The following is a 19,263-nucleotide window of genomic DNA, read 5'->3' on the forward strand; positions in this document are numbered from 1 at the left end:
TAGATGACCGCTGTTCTTGTAGCGAACAACAATAGGATGGACAGGCCTTTCACAGGCCAATTTGTATGTTTTCCAGCTTCAGCCATCGGGCCATGCGTTCAAGTTCAACACGTAATGGCTCTTCTGCGCGAACCTGGCACCCCGGCTCATAGTGCACACTCTTGGCATGTAGAACACCGCGGGCACGGTCTGCTTTGAGGTCTACACGACCAACAAATTCTTCTCCGAGCAGCATCGGGAAGACATAGTATCCGTAGCGTCGTTTCGGTTCCGGAACATAGATTTCTATCCGATACTCAAAGTTGAAAAACCGTTCCAGTCGGCGCCTGTTAAAGACCATCGAGTCAAAGGGCGAGAGTAGTCGAAGATCTTCTTCAATGCGTCGTGGGATCTTTGTTCCCAGAGGCATAAAGCAAACTTCGCTAAGGCCCCGCACCTGCACACGCTCGATCTGTCCAACATCGGCCAACTGCGTCAAATAAGCTTTGACATCCTTGATAGGCAGACGGAAATATTCAGCAACGCAGTGAGCCGTGGCTATGCCTTGGGCAGCAAGAGAACGGTGAATGAGACGTTCTAAGGCTTCCTGACGGTGTGATTCATCAACTTCGATAGGAGTGGCAAGAACGTCTTCGGCTAAGGCGTATCGTCGTTCAAAATGGGTGTTGCGCCCCAAGGTGAGTATTTTCGCCCGGGCGAAAAGCGACTCGGTGACGTATTTGGTGTCATTCCAGTTCCACCCCCAATGCTCCTTAGACTTGGCCGGTGCGACATCTAACGCCTGGCTGATGTCGCGCGCACTAGAACGAGGATTCTTCGCTAGGAATTCGAGTACTTGTTCAGAGAGATCGTGCTGCTCCGCGGAAAACTTATCCGACTTATCGATCCATGTGCGACGTTGCCAAACACGTAAGTCTGGAACGAGTTCGGCACTGACCACAGAGGCTTCATGGGCCCAGTATTCGGTTAGCGGACTTTTTGCAGTCGCCAGAATGCCATCGAGAGATTCAATGTCGTACTCGCCTAAACGCGCAAACATTGGCATGTAGTGGGCGCGTCGAACCACGTTTACGGAATCAATTTGTAGCTGCGCAATTGACTGGACTGTGTTGACTAGTTTTCGCGCGGATATTGTTTGTTGCGTTCTGCCACGAGACAGACCTTGGGCGGCCAACGCGATCCGTCGAGCTTGTTTGAGGCTCAGGACGCGGTGGCCGCCCACTGTGCTTGGGGTACTAATGATTAGCCCTCAGTCGCTAGGGCCTTGTCACGGTACCCGCGGGTCTCCGTGGTGGCTTCCTGGTCAGATTCCAGTGATGGGTCAAGCGAGATCACACCGTACTGGTACTGGGTGCGTCCGTAGACCACTGCATGTTCACCCGTGGCTTCATCAATGAACAGGTAAAACGGGTGGCCAACAAGTTCCATGCGGTCAACTGCGTCGTCAACGCTCATCACTTCTGCAGGGAAGGACTTGCGACGAATGACCACAGGCGAGTACTCAGCCTCGGTCTGAGCTTCGGCAGCCTCAGCGGCCTTCTGCGACGCAAGCGTCTCTTCAACGAGTGACTTATCGCTAGAGACTGGAGGCAAGGTACTGGTTGCTTCGTGTACTGCCACTGGTGTGTGGTTACCACGGTGAACCTTGCGCTTGTCGCGAGCCTTGCGCAAGCGTTCAAGCAGCTTGGCGAAGGCGATGTCAAAAGCTGCGAATTTGTCAGCCCCACGAGCTTCAGCTCGAATGGCCGGGCCACGGCCAACAACGGTCAATTCAACGGACAGCGCCGTGCTCTGGTCACGGGCATGTGATTCTTTGAGGACCTTGACGTCAATGCGTTGCACCTTAGTGGCCAGCTGGTCAACCTTGGTTATCTTCTCATCCACGTACTCACGGAAACGATCCGAAATGGTGATATTGCGTCCGCTGTAATTCAGCTCCATGGTGTCCTCCAATAGGGAGTCGGGTGACACAACAGTCCGGAAATTCCATCCTTCCGGACTGAAGATGGGCTTTTCGCTGCATCTGTGATGCAACCCATACTTCACCTTAGGCCACCACGGCCAAGATTCAAGTCTCCGAGCCCAAAATTCCTATCGCGCTCAGCGAAATCACTGTTCAGGCTCCTGATTTGGCGGTTTTGTCAGCGCCAAAACTACGGCAAGTGTCACGTCATATCCGGCTTCATGACATGCCATTGCGGCATGTCGCAGAGTTGAGCCTGTGGTTAGAACATCATCGATGAGGATGATCGGCGCTCCCGAAACCGGTGCACGCTCAGCAACAAAATGTTTACCGGATCCGCGACGGGCAGAGCCACTTTTGAGTTTCTGCGCTCCCCCAAATGCTGAGCGAACGCGATAGTGCAGAACCGAACGGCAAACCAGTTGCTCCGAATACAGTCCGTTTCGCATCCCTTGTTGAAGTATTGAGAGCACTGGTGAATAGCCGCGTTGGCCCACGGCCTTTAGAGAGCTAGGAACGGGAACAATCAGTGTAGGTACCTGACCTGGTTGTGGAATGCTGCTGGCGTTGATGACCGCTGCCAGGTACGGGGCAAAAACAGTCCTCAAAAAGTACCGTTGCTTATTTTTGAACGCCAAGACCGCACGAGCCAATTCTTTCCCATAGATCCCGCACGAGCTCACCGATAGCTGGTGCGCCAGCAAAGGCAACTCGACATAGTGTTGATGACCATCGGGCAAGGGAGGCATGAAGAGCTGGGACTGTATTTCTCTCCGGCATTCTGGACACAAGCGAAAATCGGCTCGTGAACACACCGCACAGCTGGTGGGGATCAAGAAGTTGAAAAGTTCCCGTAGACCAAAGCCAAGCCAGCGTATTGACCTACGCTGACAAAGCTCGTCAACGCGGCGCAACCAGTTCCAAGAGGTTTCCATGGCTCACCCTAAACGCGCCAGAGCAATTGGCAGAAAAAATGTGCGTCAATTGTGGACGAAATCGGAAACTAGCCCGGGTAGGAAACGTCCTGCGCGAAGTCATCTAGCTCATGCCATGAATTTCCGACCCGCGTGTACAGCTTTTCCTTGGTCTGTGCGTATACTTCACGCCCACCACCGACACCGGTAGCAATGCCAATCATCCCCAGTAGTAACTGTAGATGTTCACTGCCGCCTTCAAAGGTGATCTGGGCGGCTTCGACGGCTTCAGAATCTTCGAGTTTGGCGACGATAATTGAGCTATCCGAATCCCACAACGCGGTGTTGACCGGAACTTCCGGGTAGATCTTCATGGGCGTGTCAGTTAAGCCACGTGGCACTCCCTCGGCATCACGAATGATGCCTGCAACATACACGGACGTGGATGACCCTTCCGTAGCTACAATCAATGCGCGGGCACCGTCACGGGAGATGCGGAAAGAGTCAATGTTTGCGCCCTCAAGCCACGCTACGTCGATGGGGCGAGCTTCGCCCTTGCTGGCAGTGTCTTTCGGTATGGCCATGATCGGAGTCTCGGCCCCGTTATCGGCAGTCCACGTCCACCCGGCCACATCCATGGTTGGCTGAATCAAATCTCGGCCGCGCAGTTCGAGTCGAAGCTGGCCTTTATCATTGATCCCCCACAGCTGTGTTCGGCGATCGTTGAGGAAGGCGTAGCTATTGCCTACGGGAGACATCGCGGGGTCACGTGGATCATAAGCGGAAACGTCAGGAAGACCACCTACTGGAATGATCGAGCGCCCTTTGACGTAGACCAAGTCTTGGTCTGAAACACCGATCAACGTATCTTGGGTGCTCGGGTTGATCTGTGCAGGCTCGATCTTTGAATCTTCGCTGGCCAGATTAACATCGTTTTCCTCGCGGAGCATCTTGACCGAGTCCACCGAGGATAGGCCGGTCAGCGTCGCTTCAACTTGCTGTTTCATCAGTAGCAGCGTGGTGTCCGTGGTATCGGTGAATGAATCAGAATTTAGATCGATAGTTGCTTGCCGATCGCGCACTGGGACAGCAGAACGCACCAATTGGCTAGCCGAGGAGAAAGCAGAAACCACAGCGTTCTGTAGATACGGTGCAGGGCCTTTCAACAAAGCCTCAACCATGGACGTCGTAGTTCCAGAACCGGAAGTAAACCACCGAATATCCGGGACGAGATAGGAATAACTCGCATCGTAGAAGTACAAGGTCTGGGCGGCAAAGATCTTCGTGAAAGTGGAAGCTTCGAGCATGGTGCCGTTGGGTGCCTCGACGATGCGCCACTGATCATCGATCTTGGCTACCTTGATATCCACCGCACGAGTGCTGTGGTTCGGATAGTTGGTTCGTACCCCTTGGGCGTCAACTTCCCCAGTAATTTCCAACTGGATGGTGTACTGATTCGCATCCGCACCATTAACAACGTTGAAGGCTTCGTAAATCAACGTCTGCGTGTCTCCACGCCAGGTATTGCGCAAATCGGCACTCATGTACTCGCGAGCGACGGCGTAATCTTCAGCGACTGAACGGCCAGCTTCGACAAAGCCATCCACAATCTCACGTGCGTCCGCCCCGTCGGCTGGTCCTTCCGCCGTATAGCTGTAAGTTGTACCGCTGGTGTCTTCTTCGCCGGCTTCTAGCTGTTGAACACCGGATGATCGTGGAATCGCAGCGCAACCGGTAAAGGCCAAGACAGAAATTAGGAGAGTCGACAGGTAAAAGAGTGCTTTGTTTTTCACTAGTTGCGCTCCTTCTTAGATTCGGAGCTACTGTTTTGTGGATCGGTCACGTCGTCGTCTTCTTCAATTTCGGACGTGAGAATCAACGGCGTGTAGCCGATCTTGGGAACTTCACCTGTCAGCGGGAAACTGTCCCCGACCGTATTGAGGATGGCTTCAGAAATCGCTGGCTCCAGCGGAAGCGGCGAAGAATCAATCTCATGATCTTCAGCCTTGGGCAGGGTCAGCCGGAAGACTGATCCCACGCCGGGCTTACCCCAGGCTTCCAACCGGCCTTCATGAAGCCGAGTGTCTTCCATGGAAATGGATAGTCCCAAACCAGATCCGCCAGTGGTTCGCTTACGAGCAGGGTCCGCTCTCCAGAACCTATCAAAGACATGCTGGGTGGCTTCTTCGCTCATACCGATCCCGTAATCACGTACGGTGACCGCTACCGCCGAATGGTTTTCAGCAATGGTGATGTCGATGGGATTGCTTTCGCCGTGTTCTACCGCGTTGAGCACCAGGTTTCGAATAATGCGTTCCACGCGACGCGGGTCAACTTCTGCAACACAACCTTCTGCAGGCGCACTGAGACGAATGATCGAACCATAGTCATCGGCCACCGGCGTCGCGGTGTCAACCACCTTGCGCGCGATCGAATTCAGGTCTGTGGACTCTCGATCCAATACAGCCACACCCGCGTCAAAGCGAGAAACTTCCAGTAGATCGTTCAGCAGGTGCTGGAAACGTTCAATTTGGTTGTACATCAGCTCAGCAGAGCGTGAGGTCAAAGGGTCGAAGTCTTCGCGCGCATCGTGAATCACCTCGGCAGCCATGCGCACCGTGGTCAGTGGCGTACGTAATTCATGAGAAACGTCGGAGACGAATCGTTGTTGCATCGCAGAGAGGTTATTCAGCTGAGTAATCTGCTCCTGCAAGGACTGGGCCATGTGGTTAAAGGCAGTACCCAGTCGAGCCACCTCGTCTTTGCCTTCGACTTTCATTCGTCGATCCAAATCACCGGAGGCGATGCGTTCGGAAGCATAGGCAGCATCAGCCACAGGCCGTACCACGGTACGTGCTACGGACCACGCAACGAAACCCACGACAACTAGCAGAATCAGGCCGGTGAAGGACAGCGCGCGGTTAATGAACTCCAACGTATCTTGCACGCTGGAGAGGTCATAAACCAGGTAGAGTCCGTATTCGCGGCCCGGTGGAATCAATACTTTGGTACCAACAACCAACCCGGGCTGTGCCTGGTCGGCGCTGCCAAGTTCAACTGAGCGCCAGTAAATTCCCTGTTCCCCGGCTACGCTTTCGGCCAGGTCTTGCGGAATCACTCGGGTAGTTAACGATCCCGAAGCCATGGGGCCAACGTAGAGACTTTGGTCTCCGGCGATCGGCATCAGCACAAAGTCTCGGACCACGGTCGCCCCGTCGCCTTCAAGCGAGGCCAAGGTCGAATTCACCAGGGCCTGAGTGGAGGCACGGTCGGTGGTGGATGCCGATTCAAGGATGGAGCGGGCCTGGGTCAGGCCACGCTCGGATTCCTTGGAGATCTGGCTGACGCGCTCATCGTACAAAGTGGAGGCGATCTGATTGGACAGGAACGCTCCGGCGGCCAGTAGGGCAAGGGTGGTAAAAAGCAACGTGGAAATCACGGTGCGATAAATCAAATGACGCTGCCAGCGCAGCTTCAATGCTATCCAGGGGCGCCTGATCCAAGAACGGAGATTGGCGATGGTAAAGCGTTTGGGCTTAGCGTGGACAGACACGTCGAGCGGAACCAACTCTTTACCGGTCGACGTGTGTGAACTCAACTTGCCGAACCTGCCTTATATCCCACCCCGCGCACGGTTTGGATAATCTGAGGCTTTTCTGGATCAAGCTCGATCTTTGAGCGCAAACGCTGAACGTGTACATTGACCAAGCGGGTGTCGGCAGCGTGACGATATCCCCATACAGCTTCCAACAGTTGTTCGCGGCTGAAAACCTGCTTCGGTTTGCGAGCCATGGTGACCAGAAGGTCAAATTCCAGCGGGGTTAATGACACCGCCTGATTGTTGCGGGTCACCTGGTGGCCGGCAACATCAATTGACACTTCTCCCACCTGCAGAGTTTCCGCCGCGTGGGTTTCATTCGGACGAAGGCGTGCACGCACACGTGCCACCAATTCGGCCGGCTTAAAAGGCTTAGGAACGTAATCGTCGGCCCCAGATTCTAGCCCGCGAACCACGTCAGCTGTGTCCGACTTAGCGGTCAGCATGACCACGGGAACGTCCGACTCGGCACGGATCTGCTTGCAGACCTCGATACCGTCGATGCCCGGCAGCATCAGGTCAAGAAGGACCAGATCTGGGTTAAATTCACGGAAGGCTTCCAACGCGCCTGAACCCTCATAACAAAACGCGGCGTCAAAGCCGTCATTTTGTAAGACGATACCAATCATTTCCGACAATGCTTCATCATCGTCAACGACTAAAATCCGTGCTTTCATCCCTTGTCCCCCTGCAACCGTTGCCTTGAGGTTTCAACCATCTGTTCAAACCGGGCAGATCAGCATTACTACTGTTTCAAAGATACATGATTCGCCACTAATTTCCGGCTGTGACCGGCACTAATAACACAATCGATTACGCGTCGACGCGAGTTTGCTCCAACGCTTGGGCATAGGCGGAGAGCTTGCCCAAAGTGTCCACCACCTGCGCGCTGGTGCTTTGCGAAAAATCGCCACGCGGCATGAGGGTCAGTGAACCCAGTTGCCCCTCGCCCAGACCCAACTGACGCCATGGTCGAAGAATCGAATGCACTGCTTCAACAACGCCCGGAGCAGGCAAGCCCGGGGTGAGGACCTGCAAGAAGATCTGCCCGTGACCTTCAACGAATCCAGCGACGCGTTCCCACTTGCGATGGTTCAGTACCTGCGGATCAATAATCAATCCAGTGATGCCTGCCTGGTTGAGCAGATCAACTCGCTGGATCCACTGTTCATCGGCACTGGGCAGATTCACCACGGGATGAACCTCGAACTTCGATTGGTCCGCAATGAGCACTGCGAGAAAATCTTGATAGGCGCTACGTACTTCAGAGCGAGGGATAGAACGCAATGTCCGATAACCGCTGGCGGTCTTGATCGTGCCATCAAGGACGTCGCTGAACAGAAGTTCGTCCAGCTGCACAGTGAAGGAACGCACGCAGGTGATTCGTGCCAAGCGCTCAAGGTGTTCTCTAACGCCATGGGCGTAGGAGGCGATGATGTCCCGGCGAGCGCCATGGTCGCTTAGGGAGCGTTCGCCGTTGCTCAGAAAGAGGCTGGCCACCAGTGAAAACGGGCCGAGTACGGTGAGCTTGAGGCGTTGCGCTGGTTTCTGTTCAGCGCCCAAAATATCTGCCAGTAGGTTTTCGTCGCTGCGCAGAATGCTTCGCGCCCTGCGTGCGTCGATGCCATCGGTGACACCGACTCGCCAGCCGTGTGGCTGTAGGTCAAAGCCAAGGTCCGCGAGCATTGTTGCGCTACGGCCCACTGTGTCGGCTCCGACCCCGCGATCGGCTAACTGTGGGAGTACCGCGAGGTTGGGCTCACCTAGCTCTCCGCGGACCACCTCATGCACATCCATGGGGTCGGTGCCGGGAAATTGGCAGAAGGAGGTGGCGAAAACATCGCCGCGTTCAGGCAACTGCTCGTCAGGCATCGTTATGTGATTCAGAAATGTTCTGGTGGTGACGAATAACCTCGGAAATAACAAAGTTGAGCAGCTTTTCTGCAAATTCTGGATCGAGGTGTGCTTCGATGGCCAGGGCGCGCAGTCGCTCTATCTGAGCCTTTTCGCGGTTTGGATCGCTCGGTGGTAGCTTGTGGACGGCCTTGAGGTGGCCCACGCGCTGGGTCGCTTTGAAACGCTCTGCCAGCAGGTACACCAGCTGTGCGTCAAAGTTGTCGATGCTTCCACGGATGGCGTAGAGCTCTTCGAGGACTTCATTCTTTACCTCGCCGTGCAACGAGCTAGCGTGCGGGTCGAATGACTCGTTAGGTGCAGTGTTTTTCGGCTCGTTCATGGGATCAAGTTTACGGGTTCACCAGTCGAATGATGAACAAAGTGACATGCCCCAGATGCGGCGGGTCGCGCATCTGGGGCATGTGTGAGCTTGCTGGTTTAGCTTCAGGCTTGGTTCAGTTCTTCGATCAGCGCTCGACGTTGGGCCTGCTCGCGTGGATCTGGCACCGGCAGGGAGGCGATCAGGCGTTGGGTGTAACTTTGCTGAGGTTCGGCCAGGACCTTGGAGCCTAAGCCTTCCTCAATCAAGCTTCCGCGGTAGAGCACTCCCACCCATGTGGCCAGCTGATCAACCACTGCCAAGTCATGAGAAACGAACAGGGCAGCAAAGCCCAGCTCTGTTTGCAACTCCCTAAACAGTTCCAGCACCTTGGCCTGAACTGAAACGTCCAAGGCGCTGGTTGGCTCATCGGCGATCAATAGCTTTGGATCCAAAGCAAGGGCGCGTGCCAAGGAGGCGCGCTGCCGTTGGCCACCGGAGAGCTCATGCGGATAGCGCTGGGCAAATCCTGCAGGCAGCTGGACGGCTTCAAGCAGTTCGTTGACCTTTTTCCTGCTCTGGGCAGGGTTCAGATCCCGGTGCACTGCCAACGGTTCGGCGACACATTCACCAATGGTCAGGTGTGGATTAAAGCTTGCAGCTGGGTCTTGGAAGACGAAGCCGATCTGTTCGCGCAATGGCTTGAAGCTGCGCTCTTTGAAGGTGGCCATCTCGTATCCCAAGACCTTCAGGGAGCCGGAGCTGATCCGATTCAGTCCAGCGATGCTTCGACCGATGGTAGTCTTGCCCGATCCTGATTCACCAACTAGTCCGTAGACTTCCCCAGCGTGAATCTTCAGGTCAACTTCTTTGACCGCGGTGAAACCTGGGGAGCCCAAACGTCCAGGGAAATGGACACCTAGTCCTTGTGCTTCAACCACGACCTCGGCATCAGCATGCGGACGCGTTGCCAGTGATGCCGAAGCACTTTGTCGCCCTAGGTGAGGTACCGCAGCCAGTAGGGCTTTGGTGTAATCCTCTTGCGGGCGCTCGAAGAGTTCTAGGGCGGGTGCCTGTTCGACAATCTTTCCCTGGTTCATCACCACAACCCGGTCAGCAATATCAGCCACCACACCCATGTTGTGGGTGATGATCACGATCGCGGTACCGAGTTCTTCTCGCAGCTCTCGTAACAGCGAAAGGATCTCTGCTTGTACGGTAACGTCCAAGGCAGTCGTGGGCTCATCGGCCACAATCAGCTGTGGCTTTAGCGCCAAGGCGGCAGCGATCACTACACGTTGCTTCTGACCACCCGAGAACTGGTGAGGATAGTAGTTCACCCGTTGTTCTGGGTCTGGGATGCCCACTTGCCGCATAGCTTCAACCGCGCGTGCTTTGGCTTCCTTTTTGGAGATATTATTGTGGGTTCGAATTCCCTCCATGATCTGCCAACCCACGGTGTATACCGGATTCAGCGCAGTGGATGGCTCTTGGAAGACCATGGCCACATCGCGTCCACGGACGGCACGAAGTTCATGGCCACGCAGGGTGAGCATGTTTTTCCCGTTGAGATAGACCCCTCCGCGAGCCGCCCCGTTCTCTGCCATGATTCCCAGGGCGGTGCGAGCAGTCACGGATTTGCCCGAACCGGACTCTCCGACGATAGCTAGGATCTCCCCTGCTTTCACATGAAGATCCACGCCGCGAACGGCAGGTACTGCTCCGGCGTCGGTGACAAAGTCAATGTTCAGGCCTTGAATGCTAAGTACATTCTCTGCATCGTTGACCGCCGGCGGAACTGTTGAACTGTGTTTCACTTGTCTGCTCCTGACTGTGCCGACTGGGTAATGCGCTGTGCTTTTTTGCGGCTAAAACGTCGCAGTCGAGGGTCGTTGAGATCATTCATGGATTCGCCGACCAGGGTCAATCCCATCACGGTCAGTACGATGGCTAGGCCTGGGAACAGGCCTGTCCACCAAATGCCACTGGTGGCATCGGACATCGCACGGTTCAGGTCATAGCCCCATTCTGAGGCGGCCGTTGGTTCAATGCCGAAGCCCAAGAAACCCAACCCAGCTAGGGTCAGTAGGGCCTCGGTGGCGTTGAGCGTGAAGATCAGCGGCAAGGTCCGGGTGGAATTGCGTAGCAGGTGGGTAAACATTACTCGCCATGGGCTAGCGCCGATCACTTGTGCAGACTCAACAAAAGGTTCTGCTTTCAGGCGCATTACTTCGGCGCGAACTACACGGAAGTACTGCGGGATGAAAACGACAGTAATCGAAATTGCGGCGGCCATGATGCCTCCAAAGAGCGAGGACTGCCCCTGGGAGATCACGATGGACATCACGATGGCCAGTAGCAACGACGGGAAAGCATAGATAGCATCCGCGAGGACCACCATAATGCGATCGAACCAACCGCCGAGGTAGCCAGATATCAGGCCCAAAAGTACACCGATAAACAGTGACATCACTACGGCTGCCAAGATAACCCAAATGGCGGTTTGTGCCCCAAAGAGGGTCCGAGAGAACACGTCGTATCCGGTGGAGGTTGTCCCCCAAAGGAACTTCGCATCTGGTGCAGCTTGGCGTGGGAAGTCACCGCTAGCGTCAGAGGACTGAGCGAACCCGAAAGGTGCGAGCAACGGAGCCAGCAGAGCACTGAGGATAAATACTGCGCAAAGTATCAGACCGGCGACGAGCATGCCTCGTTGCAGCCCCGAGGACATGCGCAGATGTGAAATGACCGGCAGCGATTTGAACCGTGATCCGGCCGAGCTAGACATAGTTGGTGTAGTCATGTTTAGTACCTGACTCTCGGGTCGATCAACGCAGCAACCACGTCAACAATAAAGTTCGTCACGGCGACAATAATGGCCAGTAGCACCACGATTCCCTGAACCGCTACGAAGTCGCGGGCGGTGAGGTATTCAGCGAGCTTAAAGCCTAGGCCAGACCATTCGAAGGTCGTCTCGGTAAGTACGGCGCCGCCGAGCAACATCGCGATCTGCAATCCCATGACAGTGATAATCGGAATCAGTGCGGGACGGTAGGCGTGCTTGGTGGTCAAGCGGAATTCGCTGACGCCACGTGATCGGCCCGCCTCAACATATTCGCGGCCCAGCGTACCGATGGCGTTGGTGCGTACCAAACGCAAGAACACGCCACCGGTGAGCAGCCCCAAAGCTAACGCTGGGAGCAACGCGTGCTGGAATACATTCCCGAAGGCCTGCATATTGCCACTTCGCAGTGCATCAAGCCAGTAAATCCCAGAAGGACTTTGCAGACCGGTAAGGGTTAGTTCTGTTTCCCAGTCGGCACGACCGCTAATAGGCAGCCAACCGAGCCACACGCCGAACACCAGCTTCAGGATCAGCCCGGCGAAAAATACGGGAGTGGCATAGCCCAAGATTGCTAGAATGCGCAAGATGGCATCTGGGTAGCGGTCACGGAACTTGGCCGCAACTAGACCCAGCGGGATGCCCACGAGCAAGGCCACGATAACTGCGTTGATGGCCAATTCCAGGGTTGCTGCCCCGTAAGTAGTCAGTACTTCGGTTACTGCGCGGTTATCGCTGAGCGTGCGACCTAAATCGCCGGTAAAGATTTGTCCGAGGTACTCGAAGTATTGGATAAGGATGGGCCGGTCATATCCGGCTTCGTGGATTCGCGCGGCCAGCTGATCTGGAGTGAGGCGTCCACCCATGGCTGCGGTGATCGGATCGCCGGTCACGCGCATCAGGAAGAAGACCACTGTGATGAGGATAAAAACAGTGGGAATGATCAGCAAGAATCGGGTGATCAGGTAGCGCAGGAAACCGCCACCTTGATTCTTGGCTTTAGGTGCTGCTATCGGGCTAACTTCTTGGCCCGGAGGTGACGTGATTGTCATCGTCAGTCCTTATTTTTCAGGATGCTTGGTGTGCCGCAGACAGGTTCACCGCAGGGGCACACCAAGGGGATCTAACCTGCGCTGTTTACGTTGCGCACGTCAGATCCCCTTCGATTTAGTGTTTTTCTACAGAGCTAATTACTTGCTCAGCACGCCTAGGCGGAACTTGAATGAAGCATCCAAGGTCTTGTCCACGTCCTTGACGTCCTTAGCGGCAATGGCCACCTGCGAACCCTGTAACAGTGGCAAAGTCGACAGGTCTTCAGCCACCATGGTCTGCAGCTTTTCGATGGCTGCAGTACGCTCGCCCGCGTCCTTCATGCCACGCTGATCAGCGATGAGCTTGTCGACCTCTGGGTTGTCGTAGTTGTTCGACAAGAAGTTGTCCTTGGCGAAGAACGGCGAGAGGTAGTTATCAGCATCCGAGTAGTCTGGGAACCAACCCAGCTGGTAGGCCGGGTAGTCGGTGACACGCTGCTTCTGGTAGGTCACCCATTCGGTGGACTTGAGGTCAACGTCGAAGAGTTTGTCGGCTTCCAGTTGCTTTTCGACCAGTGCGTATTCATCACCCGAGTTTGGACCGTAGTGATCCGGGTTGTACTGCAGCGCCAACTTGACTGGGGTTTGAACTCCCGCGTCTTCAAGAACCTTCTTGGCCTTGGCGGCATCTGGCTTGCCATCGGTGCCGTAGAGATCCTTCAGAGGTTCAGCTGCCCCGGTAAAGCCCTGGGGAACGAATGAGTAGGCAGGAGTGTAGGTGTCCTTGTACACGTTCTTGGCAATGGCTTCACGGTCAACGAGGTGAGCTGCAGCTTGGCGAACTGCCAAAGCCTTCTTTTCGTCGGCATCGCTGGTCTTTGCACCAAATGGCATGGTGTCAAAGTTGAACACGATGTAGCGCAGCTCGCCACCGGGGCCCTTGTGAACGGTCAAATTCTCGTCCTTGCCCAAGTCTTCGATGTCAGTTGGGGTCAGTGAGCGCCATGCGACGTCAATCTTGCCCTGCTGAACTTCGAGCTTCAGGTTGTTGGCATCCGCGTAGTACTTGATGGCAGCTTTGCTGTTGGCGGGCTTACCTAGGACACCAGCGTACGAATCATTGGCGCTGAAGGAAATCAGATTGTTCTTGTTATACGAATCAATCACGTACTGTCCCCCAAACGCCTTGCCTTCAACGATCTTCTGATCATCAAGGACCTTGTCAGCTGGGAACACTTCGTCGTCAACGATCGGACCTACCGGTGAGGTCAAAACCTGTGGGAAAGTCTGATCGTTAGCGACCTTGAGCTTGAAGACAACCGTAGAGGCGTCTGGCGCAGTGATGGATTCGACGTTACCCAAAAGCGAGGATGGCCCGTTGGGATCAGCGATCTTCAGCTGGCGATCAAAACTGAACTTAACATCCTTAGAGTCAAGGTCGTGGCCGTTAGCCCACTTGAGTCCACTCTTCAGCTTGACCGTGTACTCGTTCGGGGTGGTGAATTCTGCCGACTCAGCCAACGAATTTGACGGATCTGGGCTGCCCGGTTCTGAGTTGAGCAGGAATGGGAAGATCTGGTTCATGACCATGAATGAGCCGTTGTCGTAGGATCCTGCTGGATCCAAGGAAGTCACTTTGTCGGTGGTTCCCAAGGTAATAGGGGCGCTGGAATTGCCCGAGTCACCGGAGTTGCTGTCTTCTGCGGCCGAGGTGCAACCGGTGAGAGCCAGGGCGGAAATACCCACAACGGCTGCTGCGAGTCGCAGTCCGTTCTTTGTGCGAGTCATGAAAGATCCTTTTCTAGGTACGCGCATGTGTGGTGATGATTAACACATGTTTCACATATCCTAAGTGATGCACGGCACAAAAGACGAACAGATCATTCGTTTGCCGGTCGAGAACGCCTCTGGCAACATCCAAATTTATGCCGGAGACCACAGCTTTTTGCGCAAAGTACTATGCGCAGAAAAAAATTCTTCACACCAGAAATCTGGCGTGGCATAAGCTAGATGTCAATGATGACTCGTAGAGACGCGGCAATCGCGTTAGATATCCCTGTAGAGATGGCCAAGCGCCACGGAGTTCCTTCCAAAATGAGCGAAGCTGAATTTCGTGAATTGAATACCAACCCACCAGCGTGGCTGGCTCAATCGCGCGAGAACCGGACCGGCAAGCGCCCGGTATGGATCCACTTGGTCTGTGAAGTCTGTGGTTTCAGTGAGTATGAACGCCCCAAGAAGTGGTGGCCTACCTTCGACTTCGTCCATTGCCATATCCACTCCCCAGCGCAGCTTCCCAAACTGGAGGCCGGCAAGACTCGGGTGGAGTACCAAGACATTTCAGCCCACATGTTTGGCATTGTCGACGAAAGCTAAAGTGTCACACGTGCCCAAACATACGAAAACCTCTCGATTCTGAGTCAGAATCGAGAGGTTTTTTCTACATGGACTACTTTACTTTTTCGGAATCCCACGCGCTGGAGCGGGCCGAATCAAGAGTGGCCTGTCCTAGAACACGGCTGCCTTGGTAGACCACCATGGTCTGTCCTGGTGCCACGCCACGCATGCCTTCAGGAAGATTGACCACTAACTCGTCACGTCCGTCTGCCGAACGCTCCATATGCGCTACGGCTTCTACCGGATCACCATGAGCGCGAACCTGAACCATGCAGTCAAACTTTTCGCCGGTGAAGATTTCAGCAATTGGCACACCAGCCCACGAGATCCTGATTCCGCGCAACTGATCAACGGCCAACAGAGCTTCGGGGCCGACGATGACTTTGTTTTCCTTCGGGCGGATTTCAAGGACAAAGCGTGGCTTGCCATCGGACGCCGGACGCCCCAAGCGCAGGCCCTTGCGCTGACCCACGGTGAAAGCCTGAGCACCTTCGTGTTCACCTAAGGCGTTTCCTTCGTGGTCCACGATTTCGCCCGGCTTCATCTCGATGCGTTCAGCGAGCCAACCTCGGGTATCACCATCCGGGATGAAGCAAATGTCGTAGCTATCGGGCTTGTTAGCCACGGTCAACCCCCGAGCGGCCGCTTCGGCGCGGACTTCAGCCTTGGAAGGGGTTTCTGCAAGCGGGAACATGCAGTGTTCGAGCTGCTCATGGGTCAGGACGCCCAGAACGTAGGACTGGTCCTTGGCCCAGTCGGCGGCACGGTGCAGTTCTGGTGCACCGTTCTCATCACGCAGGACCTTGGCGTAGTGTCCGGTACATACCGCATCAAAGCCTAGAGCTAACGCCTTTTCAAGCAGGGCTGCAAACTTGATCTTCTCGTTGCATCGCATACAAGGGTTTGGGGTTCGTCCTGCTTCGTATTCGTCAACGAAGTCTTGGACTACGTCTTCTGCGAAGCGGTCGGAGAAGTCCCAGACGTAAAACGGGATTCCCAACTTATCGCAGGCGCGCCACGCATCATTGGAATCCTCCACGGTGCAACACCCACGAGAACCAGTGCGCAAAGTTCCAGGCATACGCGACAGGGCCAAGTGGACACCAACCACATCGTGGCCGGCTTCAACTGCGCGGGCTGCGGCTACCGCCGAGTCCACGCCTCCGGACATCGCTGCTAGTACCTTCATCGTGTAAACCCTGTTCCTGCCGTGTGGATGCTACTTTCATCGGCTGCCATGCCAGCCTTCTTCGCCCGAGCGTACGCTTGAGGCAAAGCTTCTATTAATGCGTCAACGTCTGCGCGAGTGGATGTATGCCCCAATGTGAAGCGTTGCACACTGCGAGCGCTACGCGCATCACGTCCCATAGCCAGCAAAACATGAGAAGGCTGTGGAACGCCAGCTGTGCATGCTGATCCTGTCGACGAGGCGATTCCCACCATGTCCAGAAGGAAGAGTAAGGAATCACCCTCGCATTCGGGGAAAGTGAAATGCAGATTACCCGGCAAACGAGTACCTTCGTTGCCCGCATCCCGCGGCCCGTTAAACTGAGCTTCGGGAACCAGTTCGGTGATTCGTTGTACCGCGTATTCCCGCAATTGGCTCAATCGCGTAGCTTCGTCCTTCAAATGGGCACGCACCGCGGTGGCTGCTGCAGCAAACCCTGCAGCACTGGCAGCATTCAGCGTTCCAGAACGTAGTTTGCGTTCATGCCCTCCGCCATGTTGCACCGGAGTCAGGACGATATCGCGACGAACCAGCAACCCGCCGATGCCCACCGGGCCACCGATCTTGTGCGCGCTAATGGCCATGGTCGCTAGATTCGAGTTCGCGAAATCTACTTCCACCGCACCAAATGCTTGAACCGCGTCCGAGTGAACTGGAATACCGTAACCGGCCGCGAGTCGGGCAAAGGCCGCCACCGGCTGTACCGTACCCACCTCGTTATTCGCCCACATCAAGGTGGCTAGGGCAATCTTCTGGTGGTGCTCAGCGAAAAGCGTGGCGGCTGCAGCTAAATCAATGACACCGTCCCCATCTACCGGCAACCAGAGCAGAGTAGCGTTCTCATGCTCTTCTAGCCACATTGCGGTGTCGAGCACCGCATGGTGTTCAATACCGGTCAGAGCAATAGTGCGGGCCTGATCATTAGCTGCCACGCGATTCCAGAACAAACCCTTGATCGCGAGGTTATCCGATTCGGTGCCGCCGGAAGTGAAAATCAGTTCGCTGGGGTGAGCGCCGGCCGCAATGGCCACCGCTTGACGCGATTCATCAACAACTCGGTTCGCACTGCGCCCCGCCCCATGCAAGGAGGAAGGATTGCCGGTACGTGAGTACTGTTCGGTGATGGCAGCCAATGCTGCCGGGTTCAGATCCGTGGTTGCCGCGTGATCCAAATAAACGGCGGAAGTATTCATAGCTCTTTAATGGTACGGCTTTACTCCGCCTCGTTTGAATGGCCAATCCGTGTGAATTCGCCGACCCCAATGGTTTCCAGATCGGTATTTGCCAGTACTGCGTCAATTAGCGTTGCGGGGCCGGCAAGGATGGTGCAGTCATCATATGGTTCGGTGGAGAGCATCCACCGGTGATCACTGGCAAAGGCCAATGCCGGACGCTGAGTCTGTTCACCCTCTGCGGTGCGCGCCCACAGCGGCTCCTCCAGGAATTCTTTGTCCACCTCGAACAGGTGATAGTTCCGGTAACCGCCACCTAGTTCTAAGGCAGGCGCCTGAAGAACTTCCGGGCCAAAGGCAGGTTGCTGAGCGAGGGCCAACGCTGCCTGATAGGCCGCCTGGTTTTCTTCGTCGCTGAGCGTAGCATCTGGTTCCAAATCAATTTGGATGCGATCTCCACCTTCGATGAACGCATACCCCGCCCAGAGCCCGGCCACATACTTTTGCTCCGCATTATCACCAGCGGTCAAGGTGTTGATCAGTGATTTCCATGCAGGTTCGGGAAGCTGATCTAACGGCAGATCGGTGTCCACCCAGGCATCTTCGGCGACTGGATTACCTTGTGCGTCCAGACCTGCCACAGTTTCAAAAAGGTCGGCGCCGGTAATGATGTGGTTGCGGCTTTTCGCAGCCGTCCCCCAGCTGACCAATTGATCATCTTCGTCTAAGGCTGGGTGCAAGATCCGAACATAGCGTTCGTAACCTACGGGCACTTGGGCGACTACGGTTGTTGGGTCCGCTGATGCGCAGGCGGTAGCGATCCACTGGCCATGCTCGGCTGGAATATGTGAAAACTGCATGTCCTTAGCCTAACGATCTCTGACATCTAATTCTGCTTTGGACCGCAAGTCAATGGTATGAATGAGTCAGGAGCGCACGGCACCAGATAGTTACCGCAAGGGAGAAGTTATCGATGTATAAGCCTGACCTATTGGTTCCGGTGCATGAGTTTTCTCGAACAACCATCGATTTCTCCCGACAGATTGCCATCATGGCAGTGATCAACCGCACCCCCGACTCGTTCTACGATGCCGGTTCGACCTTTGGGTTAGATCAGGCAGTCAGCGCTGCAATCAAGGCCATCGAAGCTGGCGCACATTGGGTAGATATTGGTGGAGTCCCGTTCTCCCCTGGCCCAGACTTAGCGTGGGAAGAAGAAGCCGAGCGCATCGTTCCAGTTATCCAAGCGGTCCGCGAGGCCAGCGACGTGATCATCTCGGCCGATACATTTCAGCCCAAAGTCGCTCAAGCGGCCATCGAGGCCGGCGCCGACGTTATTAACGATACGACCGGTTTGGCCTACCCAGAGCTTGCTCAAGTCGTTGCGAAAAATGACGTACACCTTGTGATCACTCACTCATTGGCCAAACCCAGAACGATCTACCCCCGTCCGACTTACTCTGATGTTGTCGCCGAAGTCCGCCAGTACCTCAGCGATAAGGTTCAAGTGGCTATCGAGGCAGGAATTTCGCCATCAAAGATCATTGTGGATCCCGGCCACGACCTGAATAAGAACACAGTTCATACTTTGGAAGTCACCGATCGCTTCCAAGAGTTCGCCAACTTAGGCTACCCGGCCTTAGCCGCCGTCTCTAATAAGGACTTCATCGGGGAAGCATTGGATTTGCCTAAATCGGAGCGTACGCTCGGCTCCATGGTTGCCGCGACTATCTGCGCCATGAATGGGGCTCGCATTTTGCGCATGCACAACATTGCTGAGTCAGTTCAAACGGTGCGCATGATCGAAGCTACCCATGGCTGGAGAGAACCTGCCTATCAAATTCACAATATGGGCGAAGTCAATCCACCAGCCCACCCAGAACGCCATCTCAACCACTAACAGGAG

Annotated in this window: 17 protein-coding genes; 2 read left to right on the plus strand and 15 right to left on the minus strand. The window is 55.2% G+C overall.

Translation table 11 applies throughout. The features are described from left to right. Positions 1-49 precede the first annotated feature (49 nt). The 12 genes from FJV47_RS02100 to FJV47_RS02155 all read right to left on the minus strand — a co-directional run bounded on the left by FJV47_RS02100 (position 50) and on the right by FJV47_RS02155 (position 14,348). Positions 50-1,222 (minus strand): winged helix-turn-helix domain-containing protein, encoded by a 1,173-nt coding sequence (locus FJV47_RS02100; RefSeq protein ID WP_255474734.1) that lies wholly within the window; start codon positions 1,220-1,222, stop codon positions 50-52. A gap of 20 nt (positions 1,223-1,242) precedes the next feature. Next, positions 1,243-1,941, minus strand: a complete 699-nt coding sequence (hpf, locus tag FJV47_RS02105; RefSeq protein WP_159609564.1) for a ribosome hibernation-promoting factor, HPF/YfiA family — start codon at positions 1,939-1,941, stop codon at positions 1,243-1,245. 168 nt (positions 1,942-2,109) lie between these two features. Then, entirely contained in the window at positions 2,110-2,712 is a 603-nt protein-coding gene (locus FJV47_RS02110; RefSeq protein ID WP_159609566.1) for a ComF family protein, read from the minus strand. A 254-nt stretch (positions 2,713-2,966) separates the two neighbouring features. Next, complete coding sequence (locus FJV47_RS02115) at positions 2,967-4,670, minus strand: LpqB family beta-propeller domain-containing protein (protein WP_159609568.1); 1,704 nt, start codon at positions 4,668-4,670, stop codon at positions 2,967-2,969. Then, on the minus strand, positions 4,670-6,475 hold the full coding sequence (gene mtrB / locus FJV47_RS02120; protein WP_159609570.1) for an MtrAB system histidine kinase MtrB: 1,806 nt from the start codon (positions 6,473-6,475) through the stop codon (positions 4,670-4,672). The genes FJV47_RS02115 and mtrB overlap by 1 nt, the downstream gene beginning before the upstream one ends. Then, positions 6,472-7,152: an MtrAB system response regulator MtrA gene (mtrA, locus tag FJV47_RS02125; RefSeq protein ID WP_159609572.1), complete on the minus strand. Its 681-nt coding sequence runs from the start codon at positions 7,150-7,152 to the stop codon at positions 6,472-6,474. Before mtrA ends, mtrB begins: the two co-directional genes overlap by 4 nt. 136 nt (positions 7,153-7,288) lie before the next feature. Continuing rightward, a complete protein-coding gene (locus tag FJV47_RS02130) occupies positions 7,289-8,347 on the minus strand; it encodes a hypothetical protein (protein WP_159609574.1) in 1,059 nt (352 codons plus the stop codon). Beyond that, the gene (locus tag FJV47_RS02135; RefSeq protein WP_159609576.1) at positions 8,340-8,711 is read right to left on the minus strand and encodes a chorismate mutase; all 372 of its coding nucleotides are present in this window, start codon (positions 8,709-8,711) and stop codon (positions 8,340-8,342) included. Before FJV47_RS02135 ends, FJV47_RS02130 begins: the two co-directional genes overlap by 8 nt. Before the next feature lie 104 nt (positions 8,712-8,815). Next, a complete protein-coding gene (locus FJV47_RS02140; protein ID WP_159609578.1) occupies positions 8,816-10,507 on the minus strand; it encodes an ABC transporter ATP-binding protein in 1,692 nt (563 codons plus the stop codon). Continuing rightward, positions 10,504-11,490, minus strand: a complete 987-nt coding sequence (locus tag FJV47_RS02145) for an ABC transporter permease (RefSeq protein ID WP_159609580.1) — start codon at positions 11,488-11,490, stop codon at positions 10,504-10,506. The genes FJV47_RS02140 and FJV47_RS02145 overlap by 4 nt, the downstream gene beginning before the upstream one ends. 2 nt (positions 11,491-11,492) lie before the next feature. Continuing rightward, positions 11,493-12,581, minus strand: coding sequence for an ABC transporter permease (locus FJV47_RS02150; protein ID WP_159609582.1), 1,089 nt, complete (start codon positions 12,579-12,581; stop codon positions 11,493-11,495). Positions 12,582-12,719: 138 nt separating this feature from the next. Next, on the minus strand, positions 12,720-14,348 hold the full coding sequence (locus tag FJV47_RS02155) for an ABC transporter substrate-binding protein (RefSeq protein ID WP_159609584.1): 1,629 nt from the start codon (positions 14,346-14,348) through the stop codon (positions 12,720-12,722). 228 nt (positions 14,349-14,576) lie between these two features. On the opposite strand from FJV47_RS02155, the gene FJV47_RS02160 reads away from it, so the two are divergent. Further along, a complete protein-coding gene (locus FJV47_RS02160) occupies positions 14,577-14,936 on the plus strand; it encodes a hypothetical protein (protein ID WP_159609586.1) in 360 nt (119 codons plus the stop codon). A 73-nt stretch (positions 14,937-15,009) separates the two neighbouring features. On the opposite strand, the gene mnmA is transcribed toward FJV47_RS02160, so the two are convergent. The 3 genes from mnmA to FJV47_RS02175 are packed head-to-tail and all read right to left on the minus strand — an operon-like array spanning position 15,010 to position 18,217. After that, positions 15,010-16,146, minus strand: a complete 1,137-nt coding sequence (mnmA, locus tag FJV47_RS02165) for a tRNA 2-thiouridine(34) synthase MnmA (protein ID WP_159609588.1) — start codon at positions 16,144-16,146, stop codon at positions 15,010-15,012. Next, a complete protein-coding gene (locus FJV47_RS02170; protein WP_159609590.1) occupies positions 16,143-17,378 on the minus strand; it encodes a cysteine desulfurase family protein in 1,236 nt (411 codons plus the stop codon). The genes mnmA and FJV47_RS02170 overlap by 4 nt, the downstream gene beginning before the upstream one ends. 20 nt (positions 17,379-17,398) lie before the next feature. Continuing rightward, positions 17,399-18,217 carry a hypothetical protein gene (locus FJV47_RS02175; RefSeq protein ID WP_159609592.1) on the minus strand — a complete coding sequence of 273 codons (819 nt, stop codon included), beginning with the start codon at positions 18,215-18,217 and terminating at the stop codon, positions 17,399-17,401. A 113-nt stretch (positions 18,218-18,330) separates the two neighbouring features. Here FJV47_RS02175 and folP point away from each other — a divergent pair, with 113 nt between their 5' ends. Next, positions 18,331-19,257 (plus strand): dihydropteroate synthase, encoded by a 927-nt coding sequence (folP, locus tag FJV47_RS02180; protein ID WP_159609594.1) that lies wholly within the window; start codon positions 18,331-18,333, stop codon positions 19,255-19,257. Positions 19,258-19,263 lie beyond the last annotated feature (6 nt).

The sequence above is a fragment of the Glutamicibacter sp. JC586 genome (assembly GCF_009805585.1).
GTDB lineage: Bacteria > Actinomycetota > Actinomycetes > Actinomycetales > Micrococcaceae > Glutamicibacter.